Origin of the sequence: Dolichospermum sp. DET69 (genome assembly GCA_017355425.1) — a bacterium.
GTDB lineage: Bacteria > Cyanobacteriota > Cyanobacteriia > Cyanobacteriales > Nostocaceae > Dolichospermum.
This window is the reverse complement of record CP070233.1, coordinates 1341770-1364750: the sequence shown is the minus strand read 5'-3', so window position 1 is coordinate 1364750 and position 22981 is coordinate 1341770. Positions and strand designations below refer to the sequence as shown.

20 protein-coding genes are annotated in these 22981 nt (G+C 38.3%); 9 read left to right on the top strand and 11 right to left on the bottom strand.

Annotation, left to right across the window (positions count from 1 at the left end; translation table 11 throughout):
- Window positions 1–374 precede the first annotated feature (374 nt).
- The 5 genes from EZY12_06585 to EZY12_06565 all read left to right on the top strand — a co-directional run bounded on the left by EZY12_06585 (window position 375) and on the right by EZY12_06565 (window position 9318).
- Window positions 375–1937 (top strand): ferredoxin--nitrite reductase, encoded by a 1563-nt coding sequence (locus EZY12_06585; protein ID QSX69299.1) that lies wholly within the window; start codon window positions 375–377, stop codon window positions 1935–1937.
- 125 nt (window positions 1938–2062) lie between these two features.
- On the top strand, window positions 2063–3559 hold the full coding sequence (locus tag EZY12_06580; GenBank protein ID QSX69298.1) for a NarK family nitrate/nitrite MFS transporter: 1497 nt from the start codon (window positions 2063–2065) through the stop codon (window positions 3557–3559).
- 103 nt (window positions 3560–3662) lie between these two features.
- Window positions 3663–5843, top strand: a complete 2181-nt coding sequence (locus EZY12_06575; protein QSX69297.1) for a nitrate reductase — start codon at window positions 3663–3665, stop codon at window positions 5841–5843.
- 469 nt (window positions 5844–6312) lie between these two features.
- Window positions 6313–6765: a phosphate-starvation-inducible PsiE family protein gene (locus tag EZY12_06570; GenBank protein ID QSX69296.1), complete on the top strand. Its 453-nt coding sequence runs from the start codon at window positions 6313–6315 to the stop codon at window positions 6763–6765.
- Window positions 6766–7968: 1203 nt separating this feature from the next.
- Window positions 7969–9318, top strand: coding sequence for a PrsW family intramembrane metalloprotease (locus EZY12_06565; protein QSX69295.1), 1350 nt, complete (start codon window positions 7969–7971; stop codon window positions 9316–9318).
- 250 nt (window positions 9319–9568) lie between these two features.
- Here the strand turns inward: EZY12_06565 and EZY12_06560 are convergent, their stop codons facing one another.
- From EZY12_06560 to EZY12_06545, 4 genes are all read right to left on the bottom strand, one after another.
- Window positions 9569–10201 (bottom strand): hypothetical protein, encoded by a 633-nt coding sequence (locus EZY12_06560; protein QSX69294.1) that lies wholly within the window; start codon window positions 10199–10201, stop codon window positions 9569–9571.
- 263 nt (window positions 10202–10464) lie between these two features.
- The gene (locus tag EZY12_06555) at window positions 10465–12081 is read right to left on the bottom strand and encodes a CHAT domain-containing protein (protein ID QSX70546.1); all 1617 of its coding nucleotides are present in this window, start codon (window positions 12079–12081) and stop codon (window positions 10465–10467) included.
- 132 nt (window positions 12082–12213) lie between these two features.
- On the bottom strand, window positions 12214–14427 hold the full coding sequence (locus EZY12_06550; GenBank protein QSX69293.1) for a protein phosphatase 2C domain-containing protein: 2214 nt from the start codon (window positions 14425–14427) through the stop codon (window positions 12214–12216).
- 214 nt (window positions 14428–14641) lie between these two features.
- Window positions 14642–14998, bottom strand: coding sequence for an NAD(P)H-quinone oxidoreductase subunit M (locus tag EZY12_06545; GenBank protein ID QSX69292.1), 357 nt, complete (start codon window positions 14996–14998; stop codon window positions 14642–14644).
- 687 nt (window positions 14999–15685) lie between these two features.
- Between EZY12_06545 and EZY12_06540 the strand changes: the two genes are divergently transcribed.
- Window positions 15686–15967 (top strand): Npun_R1517 family heterocyst differentiation transcriptional regulator, encoded by a 282-nt coding sequence (locus EZY12_06540; protein QSX69291.1) that lies wholly within the window; start codon window positions 15686–15688, stop codon window positions 15965–15967.
- A gap of 265 nt (window positions 15968–16232) precedes the next feature.
- On the opposite strand, the gene EZY12_06535 is transcribed toward EZY12_06540, so the two are convergent.
- A complete protein-coding gene (locus tag EZY12_06535) occupies window positions 16233–16928 on the bottom strand; it encodes a response regulator transcription factor (protein ID QSX69290.1) in 696 nt (231 codons plus the stop codon).
- Window positions 16929–17052: 124 nt separating this feature from the next.
- Between EZY12_06535 and cobA the strand changes: the two genes are divergently transcribed.
- The 3 genes from cobA (at window position 17053) to EZY12_06520 (ending at window position 19384) form a co-directional block, all read left to right on the top strand.
- Window positions 17053–17772 carry a uroporphyrinogen-III C-methyltransferase gene (gene cobA / locus EZY12_06530; GenBank protein ID QSX69289.1) on the top strand — a complete coding sequence of 240 codons (720 nt, stop codon included), beginning with the start codon at window positions 17053–17055 and terminating at the stop codon, window positions 17770–17772.
- Between the two features lie 168 nt (window positions 17773–17940).
- Entirely contained in the window at window positions 17941–18741 is an 801-nt protein-coding gene (locus tag EZY12_06525; GenBank protein QSX70545.1) for a uroporphyrinogen-III synthase, read from the top strand.
- 34 nt (window positions 18742–18775) lie between these two features.
- Window positions 18776–19384 carry a dephospho-CoA kinase gene (locus EZY12_06520; protein ID QSX69288.1) on the top strand — a complete coding sequence of 203 codons (609 nt, stop codon included), beginning with the start codon at window positions 18776–18778 and terminating at the stop codon, window positions 19382–19384.
- Window positions 19385–19454: 70 nt separating this feature from the next.
- Here EZY12_06520 and EZY12_06515 read toward each other — a convergent pair whose 3' ends face one another.
- From EZY12_06515 to EZY12_06490, 6 genes are all read right to left on the bottom strand, one after another.
- Entirely contained in the window at window positions 19455–19640 is a 186-nt protein-coding gene (locus tag EZY12_06515) for a PD-(D/E)XK nuclease family protein (protein ID QSX69287.1), read from the bottom strand.
- A 69-nt stretch (window positions 19641–19709) separates the two neighbouring features.
- A complete protein-coding gene (locus tag EZY12_06510; protein QSX69286.1) occupies window positions 19710–20192 on the bottom strand; it encodes a DUF3368 domain-containing protein in 483 nt (160 codons plus the stop codon).
- Window positions 20189–20434: a UPF0175 family protein gene (locus EZY12_06505; GenBank protein ID QSX69285.1), complete on the bottom strand. Its 246-nt coding sequence runs from the start codon at window positions 20432–20434 to the stop codon at window positions 20189–20191. Before EZY12_06505 ends, EZY12_06510 begins: the two co-directional genes overlap by 4 nt.
- Before the next feature lie 66 nt (window positions 20435–20500).
- Window positions 20501–20734 carry a hypothetical protein gene (locus EZY12_06500; protein QSX69284.1) on the bottom strand — a complete coding sequence of 78 codons (234 nt, stop codon included), beginning with the start codon at window positions 20732–20734 and terminating at the stop codon, window positions 20501–20503.
- A gap of 63 nt (window positions 20735–20797) precedes the next feature.
- Window positions 20798–22309: an anthranilate synthase component I gene (gene trpE / locus EZY12_06495; GenBank protein ID QSX69283.1), complete on the bottom strand. Its 1512-nt coding sequence runs from the start codon at window positions 22307–22309 to the stop codon at window positions 20798–20800.
- 179 nt (window positions 22310–22488) lie between these two features.
- Window positions 22489–22905 carry a photosystem I reaction center subunit II gene (locus EZY12_06490; GenBank protein ID QSX69282.1) on the bottom strand — a complete coding sequence of 139 codons (417 nt, stop codon included), beginning with the start codon at window positions 22903–22905 and terminating at the stop codon, window positions 22489–22491.
- Window positions 22906–22981: the final 76 nt, after the last annotated feature.

Sequence of the window (22981 nt, the reverse complement as noted above, 5' to 3'; positions counted from 1 at the left end):
CGAGGTATAAAAGTCAAAAATTCTATCTCTCAATTTCTTCGTCTCTGCGCCTTTACGTCTCTGCGTCTCTGCATGAAAAACATCATACTTTCACTTAACAACGCTTAAACAATTCATATAAGCTTATTTGGCAAAAACAAATTATCTGGCTTATGCAAAAACCGCAATTACCATATTCGTTTTTTGCATAATTGCTCAAATTTAGTAACCTACTATACGAATTGTTATGAAAAATCACACTAACGTAACAATATCGAAACTGTCACACCACCAACCAGGAAACTACTATCAGTTATTTCCCCAAAGTGGCAAGCACAAAACCGATAAGAACACGGATACACAGTTAATTAAGTCCTGTTCCCCAAAAAAAGATCATGATAGAAACAGCAACTACCACAGACAAACTAAATAAATTCGAGAAACTCAAAGCCGAAAAAGACGGACTCGCAGTTAAAAGCGAAATAGAAAATTTTGCCCAAATCGGTTGGGAAGCAATGGACGAAAACGACCTCAACCATCGCCTAAAATGGTTAGGTGTATTTTTCCGTCCAGTCACTCCCGGTAAATTCATGATGCGAATGCGTTTACCTAACGGCATTCTCAACAGCAATCAGATGTCTGCTTTAGCAGAAGTGGTACAGCGTTACGGTGAAAATGGCAGCGCCGATATTACCACCAGACAGAATATACAACTACGCGGGATCAGTTTTGAAGATATTCCCGATATCTTTAATAAATTTCACAAAGTCGGATTGACTACTATCCAATCCGGGATGGATAACGTCCGTAATATTACAGGTGATCCTGTAGCTGGCTTAGATGAAGATGAGTTTTATGATACTAGAGAATTAGTCCAGCAAATCCAAGATATGCTGACTAACAACGGTGAAGGTAATCCCGAATTTAGCAATCTTCCCCGCAAATTTAATATTGCAATTACTGGGGGAAGAGATAATTCAGTTCATGCAGAAATTAACGATTTAGCCTTTATTCCCGCTTTTTGGGGAAATGAAGATGAAACCCCAATCTTTGGGTTTAACGTCATTGTCGGCGGCTTATTTTCGGCAAAACGTTGTGAAGCTGCTATTCCTCTCAATGTTTGGGTATCTCCCGCCGAAGTTGTATCATTATGCAAAGTCATTGTCGAGATTTTCCGAGATCATGGCTTACGCGCAAATAGACTAAAAGCCCGATTAATGTGGCTACTTGATGAATGGGGAATAGAAAAATTCCGCGCTGAAGTAGAAACCCGGTTTGGTAAATCATTATTACCCGCAGCAGTTAAAGATGAAATTGACTGGGAAAAACGGGATCATGTGGGAATATATAAACAAAAACAACCTGGATTTAACTACGCAGGTTTAAATATTCCCGTCGGAAGATTGTCTGCTGATGATATGTTTGCAATTTCCCGATTAGCGGAAGTTTATGGAAGTGGAGAAATCCGGTTTACCGTAGAACAAAATATCATTATCCCTAATATTCCTGATTCGAGTTTAACAACATTTTTCACAGAATCAATATTAGAGAAATTTTCAGTTAATCCTGGTTTATTGATGCGATCATTAGTATCTTGTACAGGCGCACAATTTTGTAATTTTGCCTTAATAGAAACCAAAAATCGCGCCCTAGCAATGATTAAATCATTGGAATCTGAATTAATATTATCACGTCCTGTGCGAATTCATTGGACAGGATGCCCTAACTCCTGCGGACAACCCCAAGTAGCAGATATTGGCTTAATGGGAACAAAAGTCCGTAAAAATGGCCAAATGTCTGAAGGTGTAGACATTTACATGGGGGGAACAGTGGGAAAAGACGCACATTTAGGAACTTGTGTGCAAAAAAGTATTCCCTGCGAAGACTTACAACCCATATTAAGAGAAATACTAATTACCCAATTTGATGCAAAATTGCGAGAACCAGCAATAGTATAACCTCACAAACTAGATATCAAATCATCTGCGTTTATCCGCGTTTGATAAATCATCAATTTAGGCAATTTCATAATTGTCTGTAGGTTTTCATATCCAATTGTTAAATTATTGTGTGAGAAACAAAAATGCTAAAAGGATTATTGTCATTTACAGGACGCTATCGGATTTTACATCAGACATGGTTTGCATTCTTCTTAACATTTGTTTGTTGGTTTAACCTTGCCCCCTTCGCCACCACAATAGGTAAAGAATTACATTTAGCACCAGAACAAATTAAAACATTAGGAATTTGTAACCTAGCATTAACAATTCCCGCTCGTCTGATTATTGGGATGTTATTGGATAAATTCGGACCAAGAATTACCTATTCCCTGTTATTAATGTTTGCAGTTGTTCCTTGTTTAGCAACAGCATTAGCCCAAGACTTTAACCAATTAGTAATAAGTCGCTTATTAATGGGAATAGTTGGTTCTGGATTCGTTGTAGGAATCCGCATGGTAGCTGAATGGTTTCCTCCCAAAGAAATGGGAATTGCTCAAGGTATTTATGGTGGTTGGGGTAACTTTGGCGCATTTGGAGCAGAATTTGCTTTACCAACAATTGCAATCGCAACTAGCTTTTTAGGTGGTAGTGGTTCTAACTGGAGATTAACAATCGCATTAACAGGAATTGTTGCCGCAATTTACGGATTATTCTACTTTAAAAGCGTTCAAGATACACCGATTGGTAAAGTTTATCAAAAACCCAAGAAAAATGGCTCATTAGAAGTAACATCAATCAAAAGCTTTTGGGCGTTAATTGTTTCTAACCTTGGTTTAATATTCGCATTAGGCTTATTAGCTTGGAGACTAGAACAAAAGAAAATTCATTTCCTCACACTCAGCCAAATGTATATAGTTTGGGTTGTATTAGCAGGATTATTTGCTTACCAAAGTTACCAAGCATATCAAGTTAATCAAGAATTACTAACTGGGAAAAAGACTTACCCCGCAAATCAACGTTATCAATTCGGACAAGTAGCATTATTAGAATTTACCTACATTACTAACTTTGGTTCAGAACTTGCAGTCGTTTCCATGCTACCGGCATTTTTTGAAAAAACCTTTGGTTTAGAACATATTGTAGCTGGAATGATTGCCTCTATTTATCCCTTTCTTAACCTAATTTCTCGTCCTAGCGGTGGGTTAATTTCTGATAAATTAGGTTCGCGTAAATGGACAATAACAATAGTTTCTGCGGGGATTGCAATTGGTTATTTAATGGCACATTTCATTAACAAAGATTGGCCTATTCCCTTAGCAATTGCTGTGACAATGTTTGCTGCTTACTTTGCTCAAGCTGGTTGTGGTGCAACTTATGGAATAGTCCCATTAATCAAAAAAGAAGCAACAGGACAAATAGCCGGAAACGTCGGTGCTTATGGTAACTTTGGCGGCGTAGTTTATCTGACCATCTTTAGTTTAACAGACGCATCAACCCTATTTGCAACAATGGGAATAGCCGCCATGATTTGCGCCTTCATGTGTGGATTCTTCCTCAAAGAACCCAAAGATTCATTTGCATCTGATCATGAAAATGAGATAGAAATAATCAATTCTCAACCTGTTTTCATGGAAGAATAATTATCTCACGCAGAGACGTAAAAAAGCAAAATCTAATAATGTACTTTGCACCTTTGCTTCTTTGCGTCTTTGCGCGAAATAAATTTTTAACCCTGCAAATACCATGAATGAATTTACCAAAACACTTTGTCCTTATTGCGGTGTTGGTTGTGGTTTAGAAGTTTCTCCACCAGCCCAACATGGAAAAGCCACAAATAGAGATAGTGAAGGAACTCCAATTTGGCGAGTTAGGGGTGATAAATCCCATCCTTCAAGTCAAGGAATGGTATGTGTTAAAGGGGCGACAATTGCTGAATCTTTAGATAAGGGTAGATTGCATCATCCAATGGTACGCGATTCTTTAGATGAAGAATTTCGGCGGGTAAGCTGGAATGAAGCCTTTGATCTTATTACTCAACGTATTCAAACATTGCGATTAAATCAAGCAACAGATTCTATCTGTATGTATGGTTCTGGACAATTTCAAACTGAAGATTATTATATTGCTCAAAAGTTACTTAAAGGTTGTTTAGGAACTAATAATTTCGATGCTAATTCCCGGTTGTGTATGTCTAGCGCGGTATCTGGGTACATTCAAAGTTTTGGTGCTGATGGGCCTCCTTGCTGTTACGATGATTTAGAATTAACTGATTGTGCTTTTTTAATTGGGACAAATACAGCAGAATGTCATCCAATTATTTTTAATCGGTTAGCAAAATATCATAAAAAAAATCGCCATGTTAAAATGGTTGTGGTTGATCCTCGTCGCACTCCTACCGCAGAAGCAGCCGATTTACATTTAGCTATTCGTCCAGGTACAGATATTGATTTGTTAAATGGGATGGCCCATTTATTAATGAAATGGAATTATATAGATATAGCTTTTATTGATGATTGTACTAGCAATTTTCCGGCTTATGCTGAGGTAATTCGGCATTATTCACCAGAAGTTGTAGCCAGTCGTTGTGGTATTAGTATTGAAGATTTAGAAACCGCTGCTAAATATTGGGGAAAATCAAAATCTGTACTTTCTTTATGGTCAATGGGTGTTAATCAATCTTCTGAAGGTACGGCTAAAGTCAGAACGATTATTAATTTACATTTAATGACGGGACAAATCGGTAAACCTGGTGCTGGTCCCTTTTCTTTGACAGGTCAACCTAATGCTATGGGAGGCAGAGAAGCGGGAGGTTTATCTCATTTATTACCAGGATATCGGTCGGTAAAAAATGCCCAACATCGGGCAGAAGTTGAGGATTTTTGGGGTTTAGAAACAGGACAAATTTCCTCTGTTCCTGGTTTAACTGCTTGGGAAATAATTACTGGTTTGGAAACAGGAAATGTAGGTTTATTATGGATTGCTGCTACTAATCCGGCTGTGAGTATGCCAGATTTAGAACGCACTAAAAAGGCTTTATTAAAATCTCCTTTTACTATCTATCAGGATGCTTATTACCCAACAGAAACATCAGCTTATGCTCATGTTTTGTTACCTGCGGCGCAGTGGGGTGAAAAAACTGGAATTATGACTAATTCTGAAAGAATTGTAACTCTGTGTTCAGCTTTTCGTGAACCACCAAGAGAAGCAAAAGCTGATTGGGAAATTTTTGCAGAAGTGGGAAGAAGATTAGGTTTTGAAGATAAGTTTGCTTTTAATAATTCTGCGGAAGTTTATCAGGAATTTGTCCAGTTAACTCGTCAGCGTCCTTGTGATATGTCTGGTTTAAATCATGAGGTTTTAGCCGCACAAGGTCCAACTCATTGGCCTTATTCACAAGGTAGTAATTCAGAAACTAAACGTCTATATACTAATTTATGCTTTCATACAACTGATGGACGCGCTACGTTTGGTGCATATTATTCTAAAGGTTTAGCCGAACCACCTGATGACAATTATCCTTTTATATTAACTACTGGTAGATTGTACGGACATTGGCATACACAAACACGCACTGGCAGAATTGAGAAAATTCGCAAATTGCACCCCCAACCGTTTATTGAAATCCATCCCCGTGATGCTGCTAATTTGGGTATTATTGATAATCAGTGGTTAGAAGTGCGATCGCGTCGTGGTACAACTAAGTTTCCGGCTAAAGTCACAAAAGCTATTTCTCCCGGTACTGTCTTTGTACCTATGCACTGGGGTAAACTATGGGCAGATGATGCGGAAGCTAATACGCTTACCCATCCAGAAGCTTGTCCTGATTCCCACCAACCAGAATTAAAAGCCTGTGCTGTGCAATTATTACCAATTCTTATAGAATCTACTATTAAAAATTATCAACTTCAGTCCTCCCAATGGTAAGCTTTTAATTAGATTCCTCAATTAGGAATTCACAATTTAATCTATAGTTAATGATCAATAGTTATGATTATTATTTTAAATACCTAAATTGTCAAAGCATGATCATGATTAATCTTAAAATCTAAGTAATAAGGGTTCTACCGTTCCCCTTATGATCAAACATCCCTTTTAGGTGTCTAAAACCGTTGCTGTACATGGGTTTGATCTAAATTAATAAGCGATCGCTATTTTTGAGGAATATTAAAGCCTCAAACCTAATCATGATAAGGGTTTACGCCATATTTTTCCGGGAAAATCATAAAGGGAGCGGTAGAACCGTAATAAGCTATTACTTTTAAATGCAATTTCTTAAACTGCAAAGTTTGTGAAAGCAGAAAATATATGATGCTTTTTTATCCTTGAGATTTATCTACAAGGTTTTTGTTTTATCTTCATAATTTTCAGCTTAACTTTAACCAAGGAGTATCAAATGAGAAAATTAATTAAAAGGTTTCTAGAAGTTAGCAATGATAAAAGTTTTATTCACTTGATTGAAATAATCGAGGTAATAGTTTCCAAATTACTATCTCTACTTATGGTAATAGTAATTTTCGCTACACTTTCTGACTTAGCAATATTTATTTTTTGGGAAATACTTTCTCCAGAAAAAGGTCGTTTTAGTCAGACATTATTTCAAACTTTTGGATTATTTCTGAATGTTTTAATTGCTTTAGAAATATTAGAAAATATTACTGGCTACTTAAAAAAGCACGTTTTACAAGTTGAATTAGTTATTGCTACTTCTTTGATTGCCATTGCTCGGAAAATTATTATTCTTGATTTAAAAGTAACTGAAGGTATAGAAATTATCGGTTTAGGGATTGCGGTTCTTTCTCTATCAATTAGTTATTGGATAATTCGGAGTAGTCATTCTCAAAAATAAAGTCTGAATCAGGATTGCCAGGATTTAAGGATTAACAGGATGCAATACCTTAGACGATGTTTGAAAAGTAATACGTCGTGATTTTTTACCCCCCTTAATCCCCCCTTAATAAGCTACGGTGTACACACAAGTCTTCTAGAGTTGCCCCACAACGTTTAGATCCCCCCAACCCCCTTAAAAAGGCTACAGTGTACACACAAGTCTTCTAGAGTTGCCCCACAACGTTTAGATCCCCCCAACCCCCCTTAAAAAGGCTACAGTGTACACACAAGTCTTCTAGAGTTGCCCCACAACGTTTAGATCCCCCCAACCCCCCTTAAAAAGGGGGGCTAAATTCTTCAAAGTCCCCCTTTTTAAGGGGGATTTAGGGGGATCGGATCACGTTTAGCATCCTGTCTAGAGATGTGTGTACACCGTAGCCTTATAAAGGAGGGCTAAATTCTTCAAAGTCCCCCTTTTTAAGGGGGATTTAGGGGGATCGGATCACGTTTAGCATCCTGTCTAGAGATGTGTGTACACCGTAGCCTTATAAAGGGGGGAAATCGGAAAATGAAGTTCCCTCACCTTTCCAAGGGGAGGGTTAGGGTGGGGTAAAAAAATATTTGATACATCAATCATGACTTTATGGCTACGCTATCAAACGACCTCTTAGCTAAAAAAAAATCATTGATTCGTAGGTTGGGTTGAGGGAACAAACCCAACAAATACGTCGGGTTTCTCTTGGCTCAACCCGACCTACACAAAAATGGCTAAGGTATTGATAGGACTAATATTTGATTTTTGATAGTTTGCGTGGCGTAGCCATAATATACCTAGGGTGAGCATTGCCCACCCTACACTACTTAAAATTTTTCAAATATCATTTATCATTCTTATAGCAGGAAAAATGGAACAGAATTGAAAGTCTTTTGTCCAGTTTCTGTGTAAATTGTATATATTCCAATACATTGCAGTTAAGAATTTTCCTTTACTTTGTGTTCTCTGCATCTAGAGTGGTATGCCTACGGCTCCCGTAAGAGATATGTTAAAAAAAATGATTTTTCAATTTTGTATTTTGGAGAGAGCAATGGGAAGATTAGTAAAGCTATAGTATATTTAGAAAGGGTGCGCGGCCGTGAATATTGCTAAAGTCAAGTCTACTACCACAAAATTTGATAGCGTGGCATCAGCCATAGAATTTGTTTAGACACACTCAGTAACTCGATGACAGGCAAAAACGCAAGACAGAATGCATTTCTGCGGTTGGTGTCCAGTAAGGTCGAAGCTTCAGAGTCAGCATCTCGCTACTCATTGCTTCCTGGTAAAGAAATGGTAATTGGACGTGACCCCATCTGCCAAATTGTCTTGGATGCCATGATATACCGAATGGTATCTCGTCGTCATGCGGTAATCCGTCCCCTTTCTTTGTCTCCAGACAGCCGTCATAGCTGGGTAATTTGTGATTTGAATAGTGCCAATGGCACTTTTTTAAATGGAAAACACTTACAAGGATGTCAAGAATTACATTTAGGTGATCACATTTCCCTTGGTGCTGATGGACCACAATTTATTTTCGAGTATGAAGTTATTGCTCAAAAAACGGTGATAAATGTTAGTAAAGCCACAGTATTATCATCTGTTAATAACCATCATTTATCATCAAAGCAAGATTCTGTAAGCTTCACACAATTGTTTCCTATTATCTCTACTGGTAAGGATCTAACTCGCAAAGCCTACCTTATACCAGGAATCTTGACGGTAGTTTTTGTAGTGTTGATGTTTGCTAGTGTAGGTTATCCCCAGGCAAATCAGGTAATTGTGGGATCTTACATTGCTTTTGCGGCTTACTATTTTGTTTATCAATTATGTGGTAAATCCAAGCCTTGGTGGGTACTCATGGCTGTGGCATTGAGTACAATGTTAATTTTGCTCAGTCCTATATTAGATTTATTCATCAAAGTATTCCGAGATATCTTACCTGGAACGTTGGATACTACATCTCAAGATGGGATCACTTTTACCGAATTATTAGTACGAATGTTTTTTGGTGCGGGGTTAATGGAGGAACTGCTAAAAATATTACCAGTATTAGGCGCGTATTGGATTGGCAACTCCTTACCATCTCCTTGGAAAGAACGGATTGGAGTTTGGGAACCCTTGGATGGCATTCTTCTGGGTACAGCTTCCGCTGTGGGCTTTACTTTACTAGAAACCCTTGGTCAGTATGTACCCTTAATTTCTCAAAATTCTGGTCAATCAATGGGTTTACAGCTACTTATTCCCCGCATTTTAGGTTCTGTAGCTGGACACATGGCTTATAGCGGATATTTAGGCTACTTTGTTGGTTTGGCTGTATTAAAACCCCTGAAAGGCAAGCAAATTCTCTCTGTGGGTTATTTGAGTGCTTCTGCACTTCACGCTTTATGGAATGCGACAGGTTCTATTAATGCTTTTTTCTTGGTAGTAGTTGGTGTTTTATCTTATGCCTTTCTCATGGCTGCCATTCTCAAAGCCCGGGTATTATCACCAACAAGATCACAAAACTTTGCTACCCGCTTTCTCGACTCAAAATAGCCGGAGTCCGAAGTAGGGGCGCAGGGCCTGCGCCCAGTTAGGAGTTTGAGTTTGAGAGATGTTGTAGAGCATAATCAGCGGAAGTAGGGGCGCAGGGCCTGCGCCCAGTTAAGAGTTTGAGTTTGAGAGATGTTGTAGAGCATAATCAGCGGAAGTAGGGGCGCAGGGACTGCGCCCAGTTAAGAGTTTGAGTTTGAGAGATGTTGTAGAGCATAATCAGCGGAAGTAGGGGCGCAGGGCCTGCGCCCAGTTAGGAGTCAGAGTTTGAGAGATGTTGAAGGGCATAATCAGCGATCGCTAAAGTAATTTTTGCTTGTTCTATTTCTGATAAACTTGCCCAATCTCGATGTTCAATATCTCTAATTATGGATGTTAGTGTGTGTGATTCACCACTTCGCATTGCATAAGCAAAAGGACGAGCTAAAACCAACAGATCATCTGTTTCCCAATTGGGTAGTAAAGCTTGCACACATTCCATTAGTTTCTCACTAACTGATTGTTCAAGAATGAAAACTTCAGAAGCCTTTTGCGCTATCGCAGTGAGTAAAACTCCAGGGATAACCGAAAAAGCAGTTTGCAAAGCTTCCTGAAGATAATTAACTGTATTTTTATTAATATTTTTGTCTTCAATAACAGTAACTTGATCCCAAATTATATCTAGGTTTTGATAAAAATTATCAGCACTCGTGATCAGTTCTGCGTTTGAGAACTCTTGCAAACCAAACTGTAGTTCTAAATCATGAAAATAAGCTTCTGAGGCTTCATCAGCCAGATTCCAGGGATATGTAGCATCTTCAGGTTCTAGTAGTGCTTCTAGAAATTCTAAATCTATATTCGAGGGGACAATATTTAAAATATTTAAGTCGTTAATTTGGTTTGTCATTTTCTTCTCACTATTAATTCATTGCTCTTGTTGACAGCTACAATCTGAAGAATTGGATTTCCGTAAAATAATTAACTCCAGCATCTTTATCTGTTGAAGTTAAGAAATCTTAATACAGTAAATAGCAGATAAATAATATCAAACAAACAAGGTGGTAAGCACATTAATTGTCCTGTTAACTTACAATTAATGAAACTCAGACCACAACAGGGTTTTACTCCTGACTCGGTGACTCGGTGACTCGGTGACTCGGTGACTTCTAACTACTGACTTCTACTATCTTCTTCTCGAATAAATTCCCAAATTTCACCTTTAGAACTCCCAAACATCAACTGCATTCCCGATGTTAAAGGTACTTCTTCCCGCAGGATTTGTTGCCAACCGTTAGGGCTTAAATACCAGGTAGTTCCATAGGTGGAGAAATCTTGCAAGTAATAAGTAGTAATTGATGTAGTTTCCTGGAGAGTATGCCGACATAAAATTTCCGCATGGCGTTTGGAAATATAAATTTCGGGGATGACAATATCATTATCTTTCGTGCGACCGATGCGGGTGACACCAGGACGTAATGGCCAAGTTTTACCCCCTGGCAAGAGCGATGTCTTCGCCCGCCCTAGGCATCGCAAATAAGCTGTATTCCTAGGGGTAGCTGTGCCAGAAATCCATGTATCTGGTAGTTCCGTAACTCCTTCACCTACATCCTTAATCAGTTCTCCGTCAAAATCAGGATGGAGGTAGAGAACTGGTAATGTCCAAGCTGGTTGATTGAATTTATACAGTGTTAATAGTTCTTGTCTGGCTATTGTCACTGCTTCATCAATTGATTTACGCGATCGCAAACTGGCAGCAAACGTTTGAATAAAACTATGACTTTCGGCATCAGCAATTTGATCACGCATCCCTAAAACCGCTGGCACACCATGACGAATCAGCACCTCAGCCAAACTACTAGCAGGTATAGCCTGGTGATCAACTGCTGCTGGTTGCGCTCCCCAACAAGCGTTAAAAACTCCCAGTTTTATGCCTGTACGAGTTAAAATCTGAGCTAATTCTCTACCATTCATTCTCAGTTCATTTCCTAAAAATAATGAGCCTCCATCTGGATCTGGTAATCCATGTCCAGCATAAAAGAATACATTATAAGCTTTAGTTTCTAACTCCCGAATTAACTCTGTCTTAGTAGGTTGCACCAATGTTTTTACTGTACTAGGTGCATATCCAGCGGCAGTTTTACCCACAGGGCGACCCTCTAACAATGTCTTTTTCAGTAATAACGCTTCCTGATCTAATTGTAATTTCTGATCATGTCCTAACACCAACAGAATATTGACAGCCCGGTCGGTTCGCAATTCTGGCAGAGGTTCAACTTCGCTGATAGTCCGACTAAATAAAACATCTTGGGATAGAGATATGGCTGATTGTCCTACTTCCCGCTGCATAATTTCCCAAGGTAAAGCAATCAGATCAGGATCACGGATTTCCAAACGAAAGCGTAATTGAGTCTGTTGACCCATAGCTATCCCCCGACTCCGTTCCCAACTACTCAGAATAGCCCCATCAAATATCCATTGCCAGAGATTAATGCCCAAGGATTGCATCAGACGACTACTATAGGGACTGGGAATTTGACCTTCAGTAGATGAAATTATAGTTAAGGGTAATGTCTTAACTAATGCGGAAGTTGCACCGGATGTAACATCTAATGGACTATGACCAGCAAACATTTGCTGCCATTCTTGCCAAACTTGATTAAGTTCAGCCGAGAAAATACAATCACGGAGAACATAGCCACTGGGATATGGTGCTTTTACTACCCAAATGGCGAAGTGATCTGTACCAGTATTTACTAGACGGGCGATCGCTATACTCACCGAAGGCATCGCCAAATTCAGGCTGGACATGGATTGGTAGAAACTAAACGTTCAAGACACAGATATTTTTGTCAGTGGTCAGTGGTCAGTGGTCAGTTGTTAGTTGTCAGTGGTCAGTTGTTAGTTGTTAGTTGTCAGTGGTCAGTTGTCAGTTGTTTGCCCACAAGGACTGCGTTGATCAGATTGTAATATAGATATGTCCTTAGCTAAATTTTGTAGTTCAGAAAAGTTAAGTTGGACTGTTTTAGAAGTTTGTGGTGCAGAATTGGATTGTTTACAGACGCGCAAAAGCACTTGTGGATTATCTTCAGCATTAGGATTAGCTTTTTTCTCCATAACTTGGAAAAAACTTTCAGCCGGAAAAGTTTTATTATTTACAGTTATGGGACTATTAGCTTGAATTACCCAATTAGTCGAGAGATTTTGTAAAGTTCTTGGTGTAGCCAGATTTGGCAGTTGAGTAGAAAATGGGGAAGGAGATGAAAATATTTTTGTTGGTGATTTGAGTTGTAGTTTAAACCAATATCCTAATAAACCTGCGAATAACGTTAATCCTAAAATAATCAACAACTGTAATGGTACTTGGGAAAGTTTGATATTTTTATTTTCGGCAATAACTTGAGTTTTCTGATTATTAATAAAACTCTCACCATTGACCGGATCAGCGAATGGATCTAATAATGTGTTAGCTAAAAGGTTAAAAATATTTGCTGTAATTATTATATCTGGTTCAGAGTATTTAACATCATAATGTACTAAAGCAACAGTGACATTATCATGTCCATTTTTAGTATTGGCAACTTCTATTAGTCTTTGGGCAACATCTTCTATACTTGTTTTCCCGGAGAGAAGGGGTAATATTTCAGTTTCCCAAGATTCTTCCACCCTATCAAAATCACTCAAGCCATCGGATGTGAGCAAGAAAACAGCATCTTCGTCAATAATAAAGCGTTGAGATGTGGGATGTAGTGAGGTACTTTTACCCATTCCCAAAGCCTGAACCAATGAGCCTGAACCATTATGTTGCAATGCTTCTCGGTAGAGAGCATAGCCTAAACGGACTTCACGGCACGCGACATCATCATCTAAGGTAACTTGATGACAACTATGGCGAGTAATCCAATAGGCACGACTATCACCGACATGGGTAATATACATTTCATGGGCAACAGGTAAAGCCATCACAATGGTTGTTCCCATGCGTTGTCGTCCTTGACGATTTTCGCTATCGTTGCGCTGGCTGATTTTGTCATTAGCGGTTGCTACTGCTCGTTCTAAATCAGAAAGTAGCATTGAGGGATCTATATAATCGTCAGGAAGTGAAGTCAGTTCCTTGACTTGTTGCTTAATAGTTTCAATTGCCAGGTTAGAAGCCACATTGCCGCCTTCATGTCCACCAATACCATCACAGACAATGGCTAGGGCGTTATTTTGAGGTGGTTTATTAATCAGAGTATCCGCACAGGGGTAACAAGCATCTTCATTGCGTGGACGGCTTGGGCCTGAGTCTGTTTTGGTATAGATTTTAATAGTAGTTGTTTGGAATTTTTCTAATTGGCTCAATCCTTGATCTAAAATTTGAATTAATTGGCTCGATGAGTTAATTTCCCCCTGAATTAGTAGATCACAAACTTGTTGAACAAATGGCGCAATATTTGGTTTAGTATTTTTGAGTAGTTGCCGCCAAAATTCTCCTAATTGGGATAATGTCGGTGGGTTTTTGCCATCAAAACGCAATTCCAGTAAGCGAATTAGTACCCCTTCAACTCTTAATACATAGGGGTCTATGAGGCTAGATGCTACTCCTTCAATGGCTAGGGGCTGCCACAAATTAGCTAATTGCCACAACCAATGAAGTTGGCGAATTGATGAAGCTTCACTCCAAACAGTATCTAAAGTGCTGCATAGATTTGCTTGAGTGATGGTTGCATCAATTATTAATGGTGGTCTTTCTAATAGTAATATTTCTGTTTTGATCTGCCCATTACTTAAATTGAAAACTCCATAAACTTGCGGTATATGGAGACGATAGGGAATTAGTTTGAGATAAGGTTTAATTTTATCTACATCATCTAATTCAGGTATTTGGGGCAATAAACCAGGTTTGATATCTAAAAGTATAGATTTATTAATGACTAAATAGCGTTGGCTTTGCCCGCCGCTGGCATCGCTTTGCTGTCCGCTGGTATCAGCTAAGATAGATCCAGGATGATAGTGGTCTAGAGCATCTCCCACAGCCCAGAGATAACGCTTCGGTAAGGGTGTGGAACACTGCTGGCAAAATTTGTGGGTGAGGGGATTAGCAGATTGACAATATTCATTTGGGCAGCAGAGCGTTACCGCATCATTTTCCATAGTTTTCCCACCGATTCTGCAATTGGCATTTTCTTCAACAATATTTCGTAGCAGCAGTTGCTACCGCGCATTTCTTTTGCAACCCACAGGCTCATCATAACTTTTATTTTTGTGGGAATATGTAGCAATAGCAGAACTAATTCTCAACCTGTCAAGAAAACTTGACATAGCCGGCGAATTATATTCGCCAGGACTAAGTAAATATGTACTATATTTATTGATTGCTACTAGCTGCTACTTGGGGTAGTCCCATACTGTAGTTAGTAACCCGACTGGAGAGATTATAGCTAATTTCGCCTTTTTGGAGAAGCGATCGCAGATAATGCTCCAAGTCTGAGCCAATGCGGCGTAAGTTATAATCGGTTAGATCCGCGCCACTAGATGCTTCTACCAGTTGATCAAATTGGCGATAAACTTTTTGCAGAGCATCTTCATTCCAGTTGAATTCGTTGTCTGGATCAATATCTAGTGTCAAGACATGATTACTCGGAATCAGTTCATCTTTGTCCATTTCCGCCGCAAAAATGCGAACATGACGGGTTGTGGACTTGAGCAGCATCAGGTTATCCATAAATTTGGGTGTAAGAATTTAGCTAAATTACACTGCAATCATTTTAACTGCTATGTTTGAGCTTACAGCAGAAATGAATGCTAAAGTCTAAAATTGAAGTCTCAGTCCAAAAAATATCGCCATGTATCAGCGAGAGCAGTTTTTGGGAATTTTTTAAATTAATTTTGTCCAAATATATGTGATTTTTTACAAAAATTCCCTGATTTTTTTACTGATTCTGATTTTCTCTCGTGTAAATGTACTCATCTTGTAGTGACTTGACTGAATTTTTCTACAGTTATAAATTGCATTTATCAAAGGAGCGTCTTCAGTACAAATGCCTAAGTATTATCATAGGATAAAAGTAAAAAAAATAATATTTCTTGACGTTTTTAATAAGTTGATGTAAAAACCTTTAATAAGGACTAATCAACTCTTGACAAAAACTTCATGGTATAACATCTCAAAAATTGAATAATAGTTTATGGCTCAGATATGCCATAACTAGTAAGGAAAGAACAAAAAATAGTAAAATCTAACTAAAAAAAGACAGGGGGGAGTGGAATAGAATGCCAGTTTTATGGATGAGAATAAATTCTGATCTGCAAAAACTTTGGATTCACAAAAGTATAAAAAAAGTATAAGGCATTTTTCTGGAGATTTAGTCCCTCAACCGTATGACCGCTAAGTAAAGGAATCCTCAAAAATATGAACTCTAAAGCATTACCACGTCAAATAAATAATCCTGAAGTAGGTGTTTACGAGTGTGAAATTCACCTCAAATTCCGTTTGATTGAGGAAAAGAGTCTGTTGAGTGATCGTGAACAATTGTTACAAGTATTACTAGAGGCTTTAACCGAAGGATCTGATGATTTTTTAGAAACCTTACAAGCATCTGTTAAAGCTCAGGAGATTTCGGAGTTTAAAGCCTCTCCACAAATGCGTCGCCAACTTATGCGTTTACGCAATTTCGCTGATACTATTCAATAGTATTTAGTGTAATTTATGATAATAGCCCATCTAATTTAGAGTTTTCAAGATGAAGTTTTAAAAGTCTGCCTCTACCTATTGTCCTTAATCATAAGTTTGCTTGTAAACGTAAAATTGCGTCTACAATATTTGCGTCTCCATGCTGGCAAACTGGGAAAATCAGCAGTAAGAATATGTAACAAGGTGTTACTATTTCGGCAGCAAAGTTATCCAGGTGCATTTTACCATTTTTTTACCAATTAACTCTAATCACTAAGAGGGTAGTTTACTTAGCTAGACCATGTTCTAGAGCAAAACGAACTAACTCTGTCCGGCTATTAGTACCAGTTTTACTAAATAAACGGCTAACATATTTTTCGACGTTGCGGACGCTTGTTTCTAAGCGACGGGCAATTTCTTTATTCATTAATCCTTCTGCTACCAGGTTTAAAACACTTTGCTCTCTAGGAGTCAAATCTATTTTAAAAGGGGCTGGGGTTTGGGATATGGCACTTCTATGAGTTAATAGTATTCTAATTTGAGCGATTTGATTAGCCAAATCGGCAAGATTTGGGGTTTCGCTATCTTCTCCGGTTTTGGGGGTTTGGGCGCTGCGACGTGCTAGTAAGTTTTCCACTATGGCGACTAACTCATCAGGATCAAAAGGCTTGGGTAAATAAGCATCTACTCCGGCATGGTAGCCTTGAATGCGATCGCCTGTCATGCCTTTAGCGGTTAAAAATACCACTGGTAAGGCTTGAAAGCGGGGGTCATCTCGCATTTGCTTGAGGAACTGATAGCCATCCACTTGGGGCATCATGATATCAGAAATGACTAAATCAGCGGTGTTCTGTTGCATCCAGTCCCAACCTTCACGGGCATTACTGGCAGTTTGAACCCTAAAACCGCTTTCTTGTAAATATTCTTTGACGGCTTCCCGCAATCCCGGTTCGTCATCTACCAGTAACAATTGTGCTGACATTGAAAATTCCTATTATGTGTACCTTGATCTAATCTAGCGAAATTTGGTGAGTATTGACTACTAGGGCAGGGAAAAATTTGGTGATTTATAGAATTTATTAAATTATTAGGAGTCAGGAATAAATATGATTAGAGAAACAGGTAAAGTTTATCTTGTTGGTGCAGGTCCTGGAGATGTAGAGTATTTAACTGTTAAAGCCTATCGTCTGTTAGCATCTGCTCAGGTATTGGTGTATGATGCTTTGGTTGATGGTCAATTATTAGATTGTGTCCCGGTTGATTGTCTAAAAATAGATGTTGGTAAACGTGGAGGTAAACCCAGCACTTCCCAAACAGAAATTAATGATTTACTAGTAAAATATTGTTTAGATAAAAAACAAGTTGTGAGACTAAAATCTGGAGATCCTTTGATATTTGGGCGCTGTATTTTAGAAATTGCGGCTTTAAAAAATGCAGGTTGTGAATTTGAAATCATTCCCGGAATTTCTTCGGCATTAGCAGCACCATTATTAGCCGGAATTCCCCTCACGGATAATGTTCTTAGTCGTTGTTTTGCTGTCTGTACAGCCCATGAGCCAGAAACTTTAAACTGGGAAGCATTAGCAAGCTTAGAAACTTTAGTAATTTTGATGGGGGGAAAAAATTTACCAGAAATAATCCAGCAACTGATAAAATATAAAAAATCTGATTCTACCCCGATTGCTATTATCCGTTGGGCTGGAACACCCAATCAAGAAATCTGGATAGGAGAACTGGGAAATATCCTCGCACAAACTGCTGGTTTATCTCTCTCTCCTGCGGTTATAGTTATTGGTGAAGTTGTCCGATTACGCGATTCTCTGTAAATGACTTGCAATTAAAAATATCCCCTTTGTAAAATTGTAATTGTAGGTTGGGTTGAACAAAGACCAAACCCAACATTTTCGGAAATTTGTTGGGTTTCATTCTATTGCTTCGCAACGCTAATGCGAACAACCCAACCTACGGATACTGCAACAAATTTAATGTCAACCATGAATTATAATCTTTCTCTATCTCCTCTTGCTGGTAAAACTATTTTAGTTACCCGTTCTGTGGGACAATCAAATCAATTTAGCGATCGCTTAATCTCCGCAGGCGCTAATGTGATAGAAATGCCAGCTTTAGAAATTGGACCCCCTAGCAGTTGGGAGGCTTTAGATCAGGCAATTTTGCAGTTATCAACTTTTAATTGGTTAATTCTCACTTCTAGTAATGGTGGAGAATACTTTTTTGAAAGATTAGAAAAATCCGGTCAAGATAAAAATGCCTTAGAGGGTGTAAAAATTGCAGTCGTTGGGGAAAAAACAGCCCAAAGTTTACAAAAACAAAATATTCAAGCTGACTTTATTCCTCCTGATTTTGTTGCTGATTCTTTAGTAGAGAATTTTCCCGAATCATTAACAGGGAAAAAGATATTATTTCCCAGAGTTGAAAGTGGGGGAAGAGAAGTATTAGTGAAAGAATTAACCGCAAAAGGTGCAGAAGTAATTGAAGTTCCCGCTTATGAATCTTGCTGTCCTCAAAGTATCCCGGCTGCGGCTGAATATGCTTTAGTTAATAATAATGTAGATATTATTACTTTTGCCAGTTCTAAAACAGTCCTATTTTTCTCGCAATTAACAGCACATATATTTACCTATAATCCTGAAAATTTTGCCAGAGTTTGTATAGCTTCCATTGGTCCCCAAACTTCAAAAACTTGTCAGACTATATTTGGGAGAGTAGATATTGAAGCGGAAGAATATACTTTAGAAGGCTTAACAAATGCCATAATTAAATGGACAAATCATTGACTAATGAATGGGCGCAGGCCCTGCGCCCCTACTTATGACTAAAAACTTAATTGGTTTAACTGGGGGAATTGCGACGGGTAAAAGTACAGTGGCTAATTATTTAGCTACAACTTATAATTTGCCGATTTTAGATGCAGATATTTATGCTAGAGATGCGGTATCTGTAGGTTCTCCTATTTTGTCACAAATTGCTGAAAAATATGGTACAGAAATTCTTTTAAATGATGGTAATTTAAATAGAGCAAAATTAGGAGAAATTATTTTTCATCAACCAGAAAAACGTGATTGGGTAGAAAGGGTAATTCATCCCTATGTGAGAAATTGTTTTGATAAAGATATTAAAGAATCCTCTGCAAATACTTTAATTTTAGTGATTCCTTTATTATTTGAAGCTAATTTAGAAAATCTAGTTAATCAAATTTGGGTGGTATCTTGTTCAGCACAACAGCAACAACAGCGATTAATAGAACGCAATAATTTAACACCAGAACAAGCAGCAGCGAGAATTAATAGTCAATTACCTATTGCGGAAAAAATTGCTCGTGCTGATGTGGTTTTAGATAATTGTGGTAATTTAGAATCACTTTTACAACAAATTGATAAAGTTTTATTGCAAGATTCAACACTTTTGGAACTGATATAATTAATATATTTTTGCTTATGGATTGATGGAATATCAATCTTTTTTTCGTTTGTATGATATCTCGCACTATTCAATGTCTATGATTTTGAGATGGATCTAAAAGAAATGCTAAAAAATTTGAATGTCTAATTTCTTGTCTGACTACACCAATAGCTTCAAAAATATTGAATTCAGCCAGTTTTGCTTCTAGTTCTTCTAAATCTTCATTATCAACTATGAAACTTTCTAGTAATTCTCGTTGTTTGTCTAAACTCAAATTTCACCCCACGCAAATGCTAAAATTTTAACTAAACAGAGATTTATATTATTTTATATCATCCGGTTGCTATTCTCCTGCAACTAATAAAACTTCTGCATACAACTGTTCACGAATCCAGAAACCATTAGTAATCAAATCATCTAATATAGGTTTTACCAGTGAAATAAATCCTTGTTGTTTAGCTGCTAATACAATACCTAAGATTCCAGTAACCTGTAAACCGGACTTTATTGCTTCATTTCTACCTTTTCGTTCATCAATAATCAGTCTATCAGCATTTAACTCAACAGCAAGAGCTATCGCTTCTGCTTCACCTGGATCTAAAATTGTTTGTAGAGTCTGAAATAGAACAACATTTGTAACTGGGATAACTTCAATCCAATTGAGAGTTTCAAGTGCTAGTGTACCCGGATCTGTACTACCAGAAGCAAGAATTTCCTGATCAACTGCTTGTGGAATAATGACCTTACCATAAAGTTGCTGCAACAAAGTTAATTGTCCAATCGCAGCGAGGTTACTGATAGGTGATGTATTGCTAATAATAATCATCGCCAATTATTAGCTTTCAAACTCTTTACATCTTCCCTAAATTCAGCAATATCATAGTGAATGGGAATTTTTCGACTAGCAAGTAATCGTTGAAATTCAAGTTGATTCATTCCTACAAAATGACTCGCTTGTCCTAAAGTAAACCGTTCTTGTTCAAAGAGCAAAATTGCTATTTCTTGCACTAATTCTTTATCAGACATTTGAATTGTCTGCAAAACTTCATCTGTAATCACAATACTCATATTTCTATTCTCCTGCTGGGATTTAATTGGTTAAAAGTCACCTTAAACAACGAATTGCTTCAATAGTCATACTTGAGCTACTAACATCGCATTGATGTGAGTAAAAATTCTGTCTAACTCTCCAATAACTTCCAATTCTACAACTTCTTCTGAAGTCAGTAAATCAGCTTTTTTTCTCTCCAAAAGTTCTTCCATTCGCTTCTGGAGTTCATCAGTAAATCTAAATAAATTGAATTTATCTACTTTTTCAACTTTAATTCGACCAAGTAATGTTGAAGGTTTACTAATAGCTGGTATCATAATTTAACTCCAGTATTGATCAGGAAAATTCAAAATCTCAAACTTTGCGTCTTTGTGCGAAAATCACCTTAAACAACGAATTGCTTCTAATAACCCTCTAGCTTTATTGAGAGTTTCTTCATATTCCTTTTCTGGGTCAGAATCAGCTACCAAACCCGCACCAGCTTGGACAGTCACCGTCTGATTATGTAATACCATAGTTCTAATGGCGATCGCACTATTCAATTGTCCTTCAAAATCGTAATATCCATATACACCAGAATATACACCCCGGCGACTTGGTTCTAATTCGTTGATAATTTCCATCGCTCTGATTTTAGGCGCACCGCTAACAGTACCAGCGGGAAAACAAGCTTTGAGTAAATCCCAAGCGGTTTTACCAGGTGCTAACTTACCCACGACATTACTAACAATGTGCATAACATGAGAGAAGTGTTCAACGATCATTAATTCATCAACTTTTACAGTACCGCTGCTGCACACTCGCCCCAAATCATTACGGCCTAAATCAACTAACATAACGTGTTCAGCGATTTCTTTGGGATCTTGAAGTAAATCAGCGGCTAAGGCTGCATCTTCCTGGCTGGTTTTTCCTCTAGGTCTAGTTCCTGCAAGAGGACGGACTGTGGCGATAATTTCCCCTTGATCATTACATTCTGCCTTCACCATGACTTCAGGGCTAGAACCGATAATTTGCCAGTCCTGGAAGTTAAAATAAGCCATGTAGGGGGAAGGATTGATTTGCCGCAGAGAACGGTACAAGGCGAAGGGATTGCCTTTATATTCTGTTGATAAGCGTTGAGAAATAACTACTTGAAAAATATCACCTGCTTTGATATGTGCTTTAGCTTTATCTACACTGGCACAAAATTCTGGGCGGGTAAAGTTGCTGGTATATTCCTCTATTCCCGCTTTGGGCTTGTTTCCGGGGGCTGTCCAAGATAATTGAGTTTTTTCTGGTGATAGGGGTAAAGATAGCTTGCGTACCATTTCTTGAATGCGATCGCTCGCTTTTTGATATGCTACCTCTAAACCTGCGGGGTCACGTAAATCTGCATAAGCGATCGCCCAAATTTTCCTTTTTACTTGGTCAAAAACTAATAGTTGGTCTACCTGCATCCATAACCCATCCGGGATATTTCTCTCATCTTGAGCATGAATTGGTACACGCGGCTCAATCCAATTAATTAATTCATAACCCCAAAACCCAAATAAACCGCCAATTCCTGAAGGTAATTCTGGTAGTTTTACTGGGTGATAAGGTGCTAGACATTCAGACAAAGTAATAAAAGGATCACCTGTAAAAACTTGTTGAGAACCATCTCGATGTGTTTGGGTAGTTTTATCACCCCTTGCTTCCAGAATCCACAAAGGATCACAACCCAATAAACTATAACGTCCTACAGTTTCTCCACCTTCCACCGATTCCAGCAAAAAGCTATAAGGTTTATCTGCACATACTTTATACCAAGCAGATACAGGTGTATCCAAGTCGGCAATCCATTCCTGATACACTGGCACAAAATTACCTTGTCCAGCAAGCTTTTGAAACTGGTCGAAATTGGGGAAAATCATAAATAATTAGGAGTCAGGAGTCAGGAGTCAGGAGTCAGGAGTCACCGAGTCAGGAGAAAGAAGAAGAAGAAGAAGAAGGAAGAAGAAGTTTTTGGAAATGGATAATCTGGAAAAGTTTTTTCTGCTTCCCCAATTACCCATTACCAATTACCCATTACCTATCACCCATTACTTAACGATTAAACATCGTGAGTAGCTTTACCGCTGAACTTGATTTGTGCAGGATTAGGATTTTGACCAATTCTGCGAGGTACGTGACGAACCATTTCCCGACCAGGATTTACTTTTTCAGGGAAGACACCATCAGCAGGGTGAATCATTGTGGTTTCGCCACCTGGTAAAATGCGGTAAATTTTGTAGTCAGTGATTTTAAATTTGCGGAGTTGACCGCCTAAAGCAATACCATACTCTTTACGAGCAATGTAAAGTAGGTTTTCGCCTTTAACCATCTTAGCTGCGCCACCGGTGGGCATTTCAAAAACTTGCTCTTTGGGGCTTGTCCATGTGATAGCGTACTTTTCTTCTACATCAGCTTTTGTGAGTAGACCACCAGTGCTGCCACCGAAGATTGGGGTTTTTCCAGTTAGAGTTGCCATAAACTGTCTCTCAAGAGGTTTTTACGGCATACTAACATCGGATCTCGACTTATGTTGCGATCGCGTTATAGACTGT

What these genes read in the sequence shown, in the direction of transcription:
- EZY12_06585 (QSX69299.1), top strand. Translation starts at nt 375, where the DNA reads ATGATAGAAACAGCAACTACCACAGACAAACTAAATAAATTCGAGAAA.
- EZY12_06580 (QSX69298.1), top strand. Translation starts at nt 2,063, where the DNA reads ATGCTAAAAGGATTATTGTCATTTACAGGACGCTATCGGATTTTACAT.
- EZY12_06575 (QSX69297.1), top strand. Translation starts at nt 3,663, where the DNA reads ATGAATGAATTTACCAAAACACTTTGTCCTTATTGCGGTGTTGGTTGT.
- EZY12_06570 (QSX69296.1), top strand. Translation starts at nt 6,313, where the DNA reads ATGAGAAAATTAATTAAAAGGTTTCTAGAAGTTAGCAATGATAAAAGT.
- EZY12_06565 (QSX69295.1), top strand. Translation starts at nt 7,969, where the DNA reads ATGACAGGCAAAAACGCAAGACAGAATGCATTTCTGCGGTTGGTGTCC.
- EZY12_06560 (QSX69294.1), bottom strand. Translation starts at nt 10,201, where the DNA reads ATGACAAACCAAATTAACGACTTAAATATTTTAAATATTGTCCCCTCG.
- EZY12_06555 (QSX70546.1), bottom strand. Translation starts at nt 12,081, where the DNA reads ATGCCTTCGGTGAGTATAGCGATCGCCCGTCTAGTAAATACTGGTACA.
- EZY12_06550 (QSX69293.1), bottom strand. Translation starts at nt 14,427, where the DNA reads ATGGAAAATGATGCGGTAACGCTCTGCTGCCCAAATGAATATTGTCAA.
- EZY12_06545 (QSX69292.1), bottom strand. Translation starts at nt 14,998, where the DNA reads ATGGATAACCTGATGCTGCTCAAGTCCACAACCCGTCATGTTCGCATT.
- EZY12_06540 (QSX69291.1), top strand. Translation starts at nt 15,686, where the DNA reads ATGAACTCTAAAGCATTACCACGTCAAATAAATAATCCTGAAGTAGGT.
- EZY12_06535 (QSX69290.1), bottom strand. Translation starts at nt 16,928, where the DNA reads ATGTCAGCACAATTGTTACTGGTAGATGACGAACCGGGATTGCGGGAA.
- cobA (QSX69289.1), top strand. Translation starts at nt 17,053, where the DNA reads ATGATTAGAGAAACAGGTAAAGTTTATCTTGTTGGTGCAGGTCCTGGA.
- EZY12_06525 (QSX70545.1), top strand. Translation starts at nt 17,941, where the DNA reads ATGAATTATAATCTTTCTCTATCTCCTCTTGCTGGTAAAACTATTTTA.
- EZY12_06520 (QSX69288.1), top strand. Translation starts at nt 18,776, where the DNA reads ATGACTAAAAACTTAATTGGTTTAACTGGGGGAATTGCGACGGGTAAA.
- EZY12_06510 (QSX69286.1), bottom strand. Translation starts at nt 20,192, where the DNA reads ATGATTATTATTAGCAATACATCACCTATCAGTAACCTCGCTGCGATT.
- EZY12_06505 (QSX69285.1), bottom strand. Translation starts at nt 20,434, where the DNA reads ATGAGTATTGTGATTACAGATGAAGTTTTGCAGACAATTCAAATGTCT.
- EZY12_06500 (QSX69284.1), bottom strand. Translation starts at nt 20,734, where the DNA reads ATGATACCAGCTATTAGTAAACCTTCAACATTACTTGGTCGAATTAAA.
- trpE (QSX69283.1), bottom strand. Translation starts at nt 22,309, where the DNA reads ATGATTTTCCCCAATTTCGACCAGTTTCAAAAGCTTGCTGGACAAGGT.
- EZY12_06490 (QSX69282.1), bottom strand. Translation starts at nt 22,905, where the DNA reads ATGGCAACTCTAACTGGAAAAACCCCAATCTTCGGTGGCAGCACTGGT.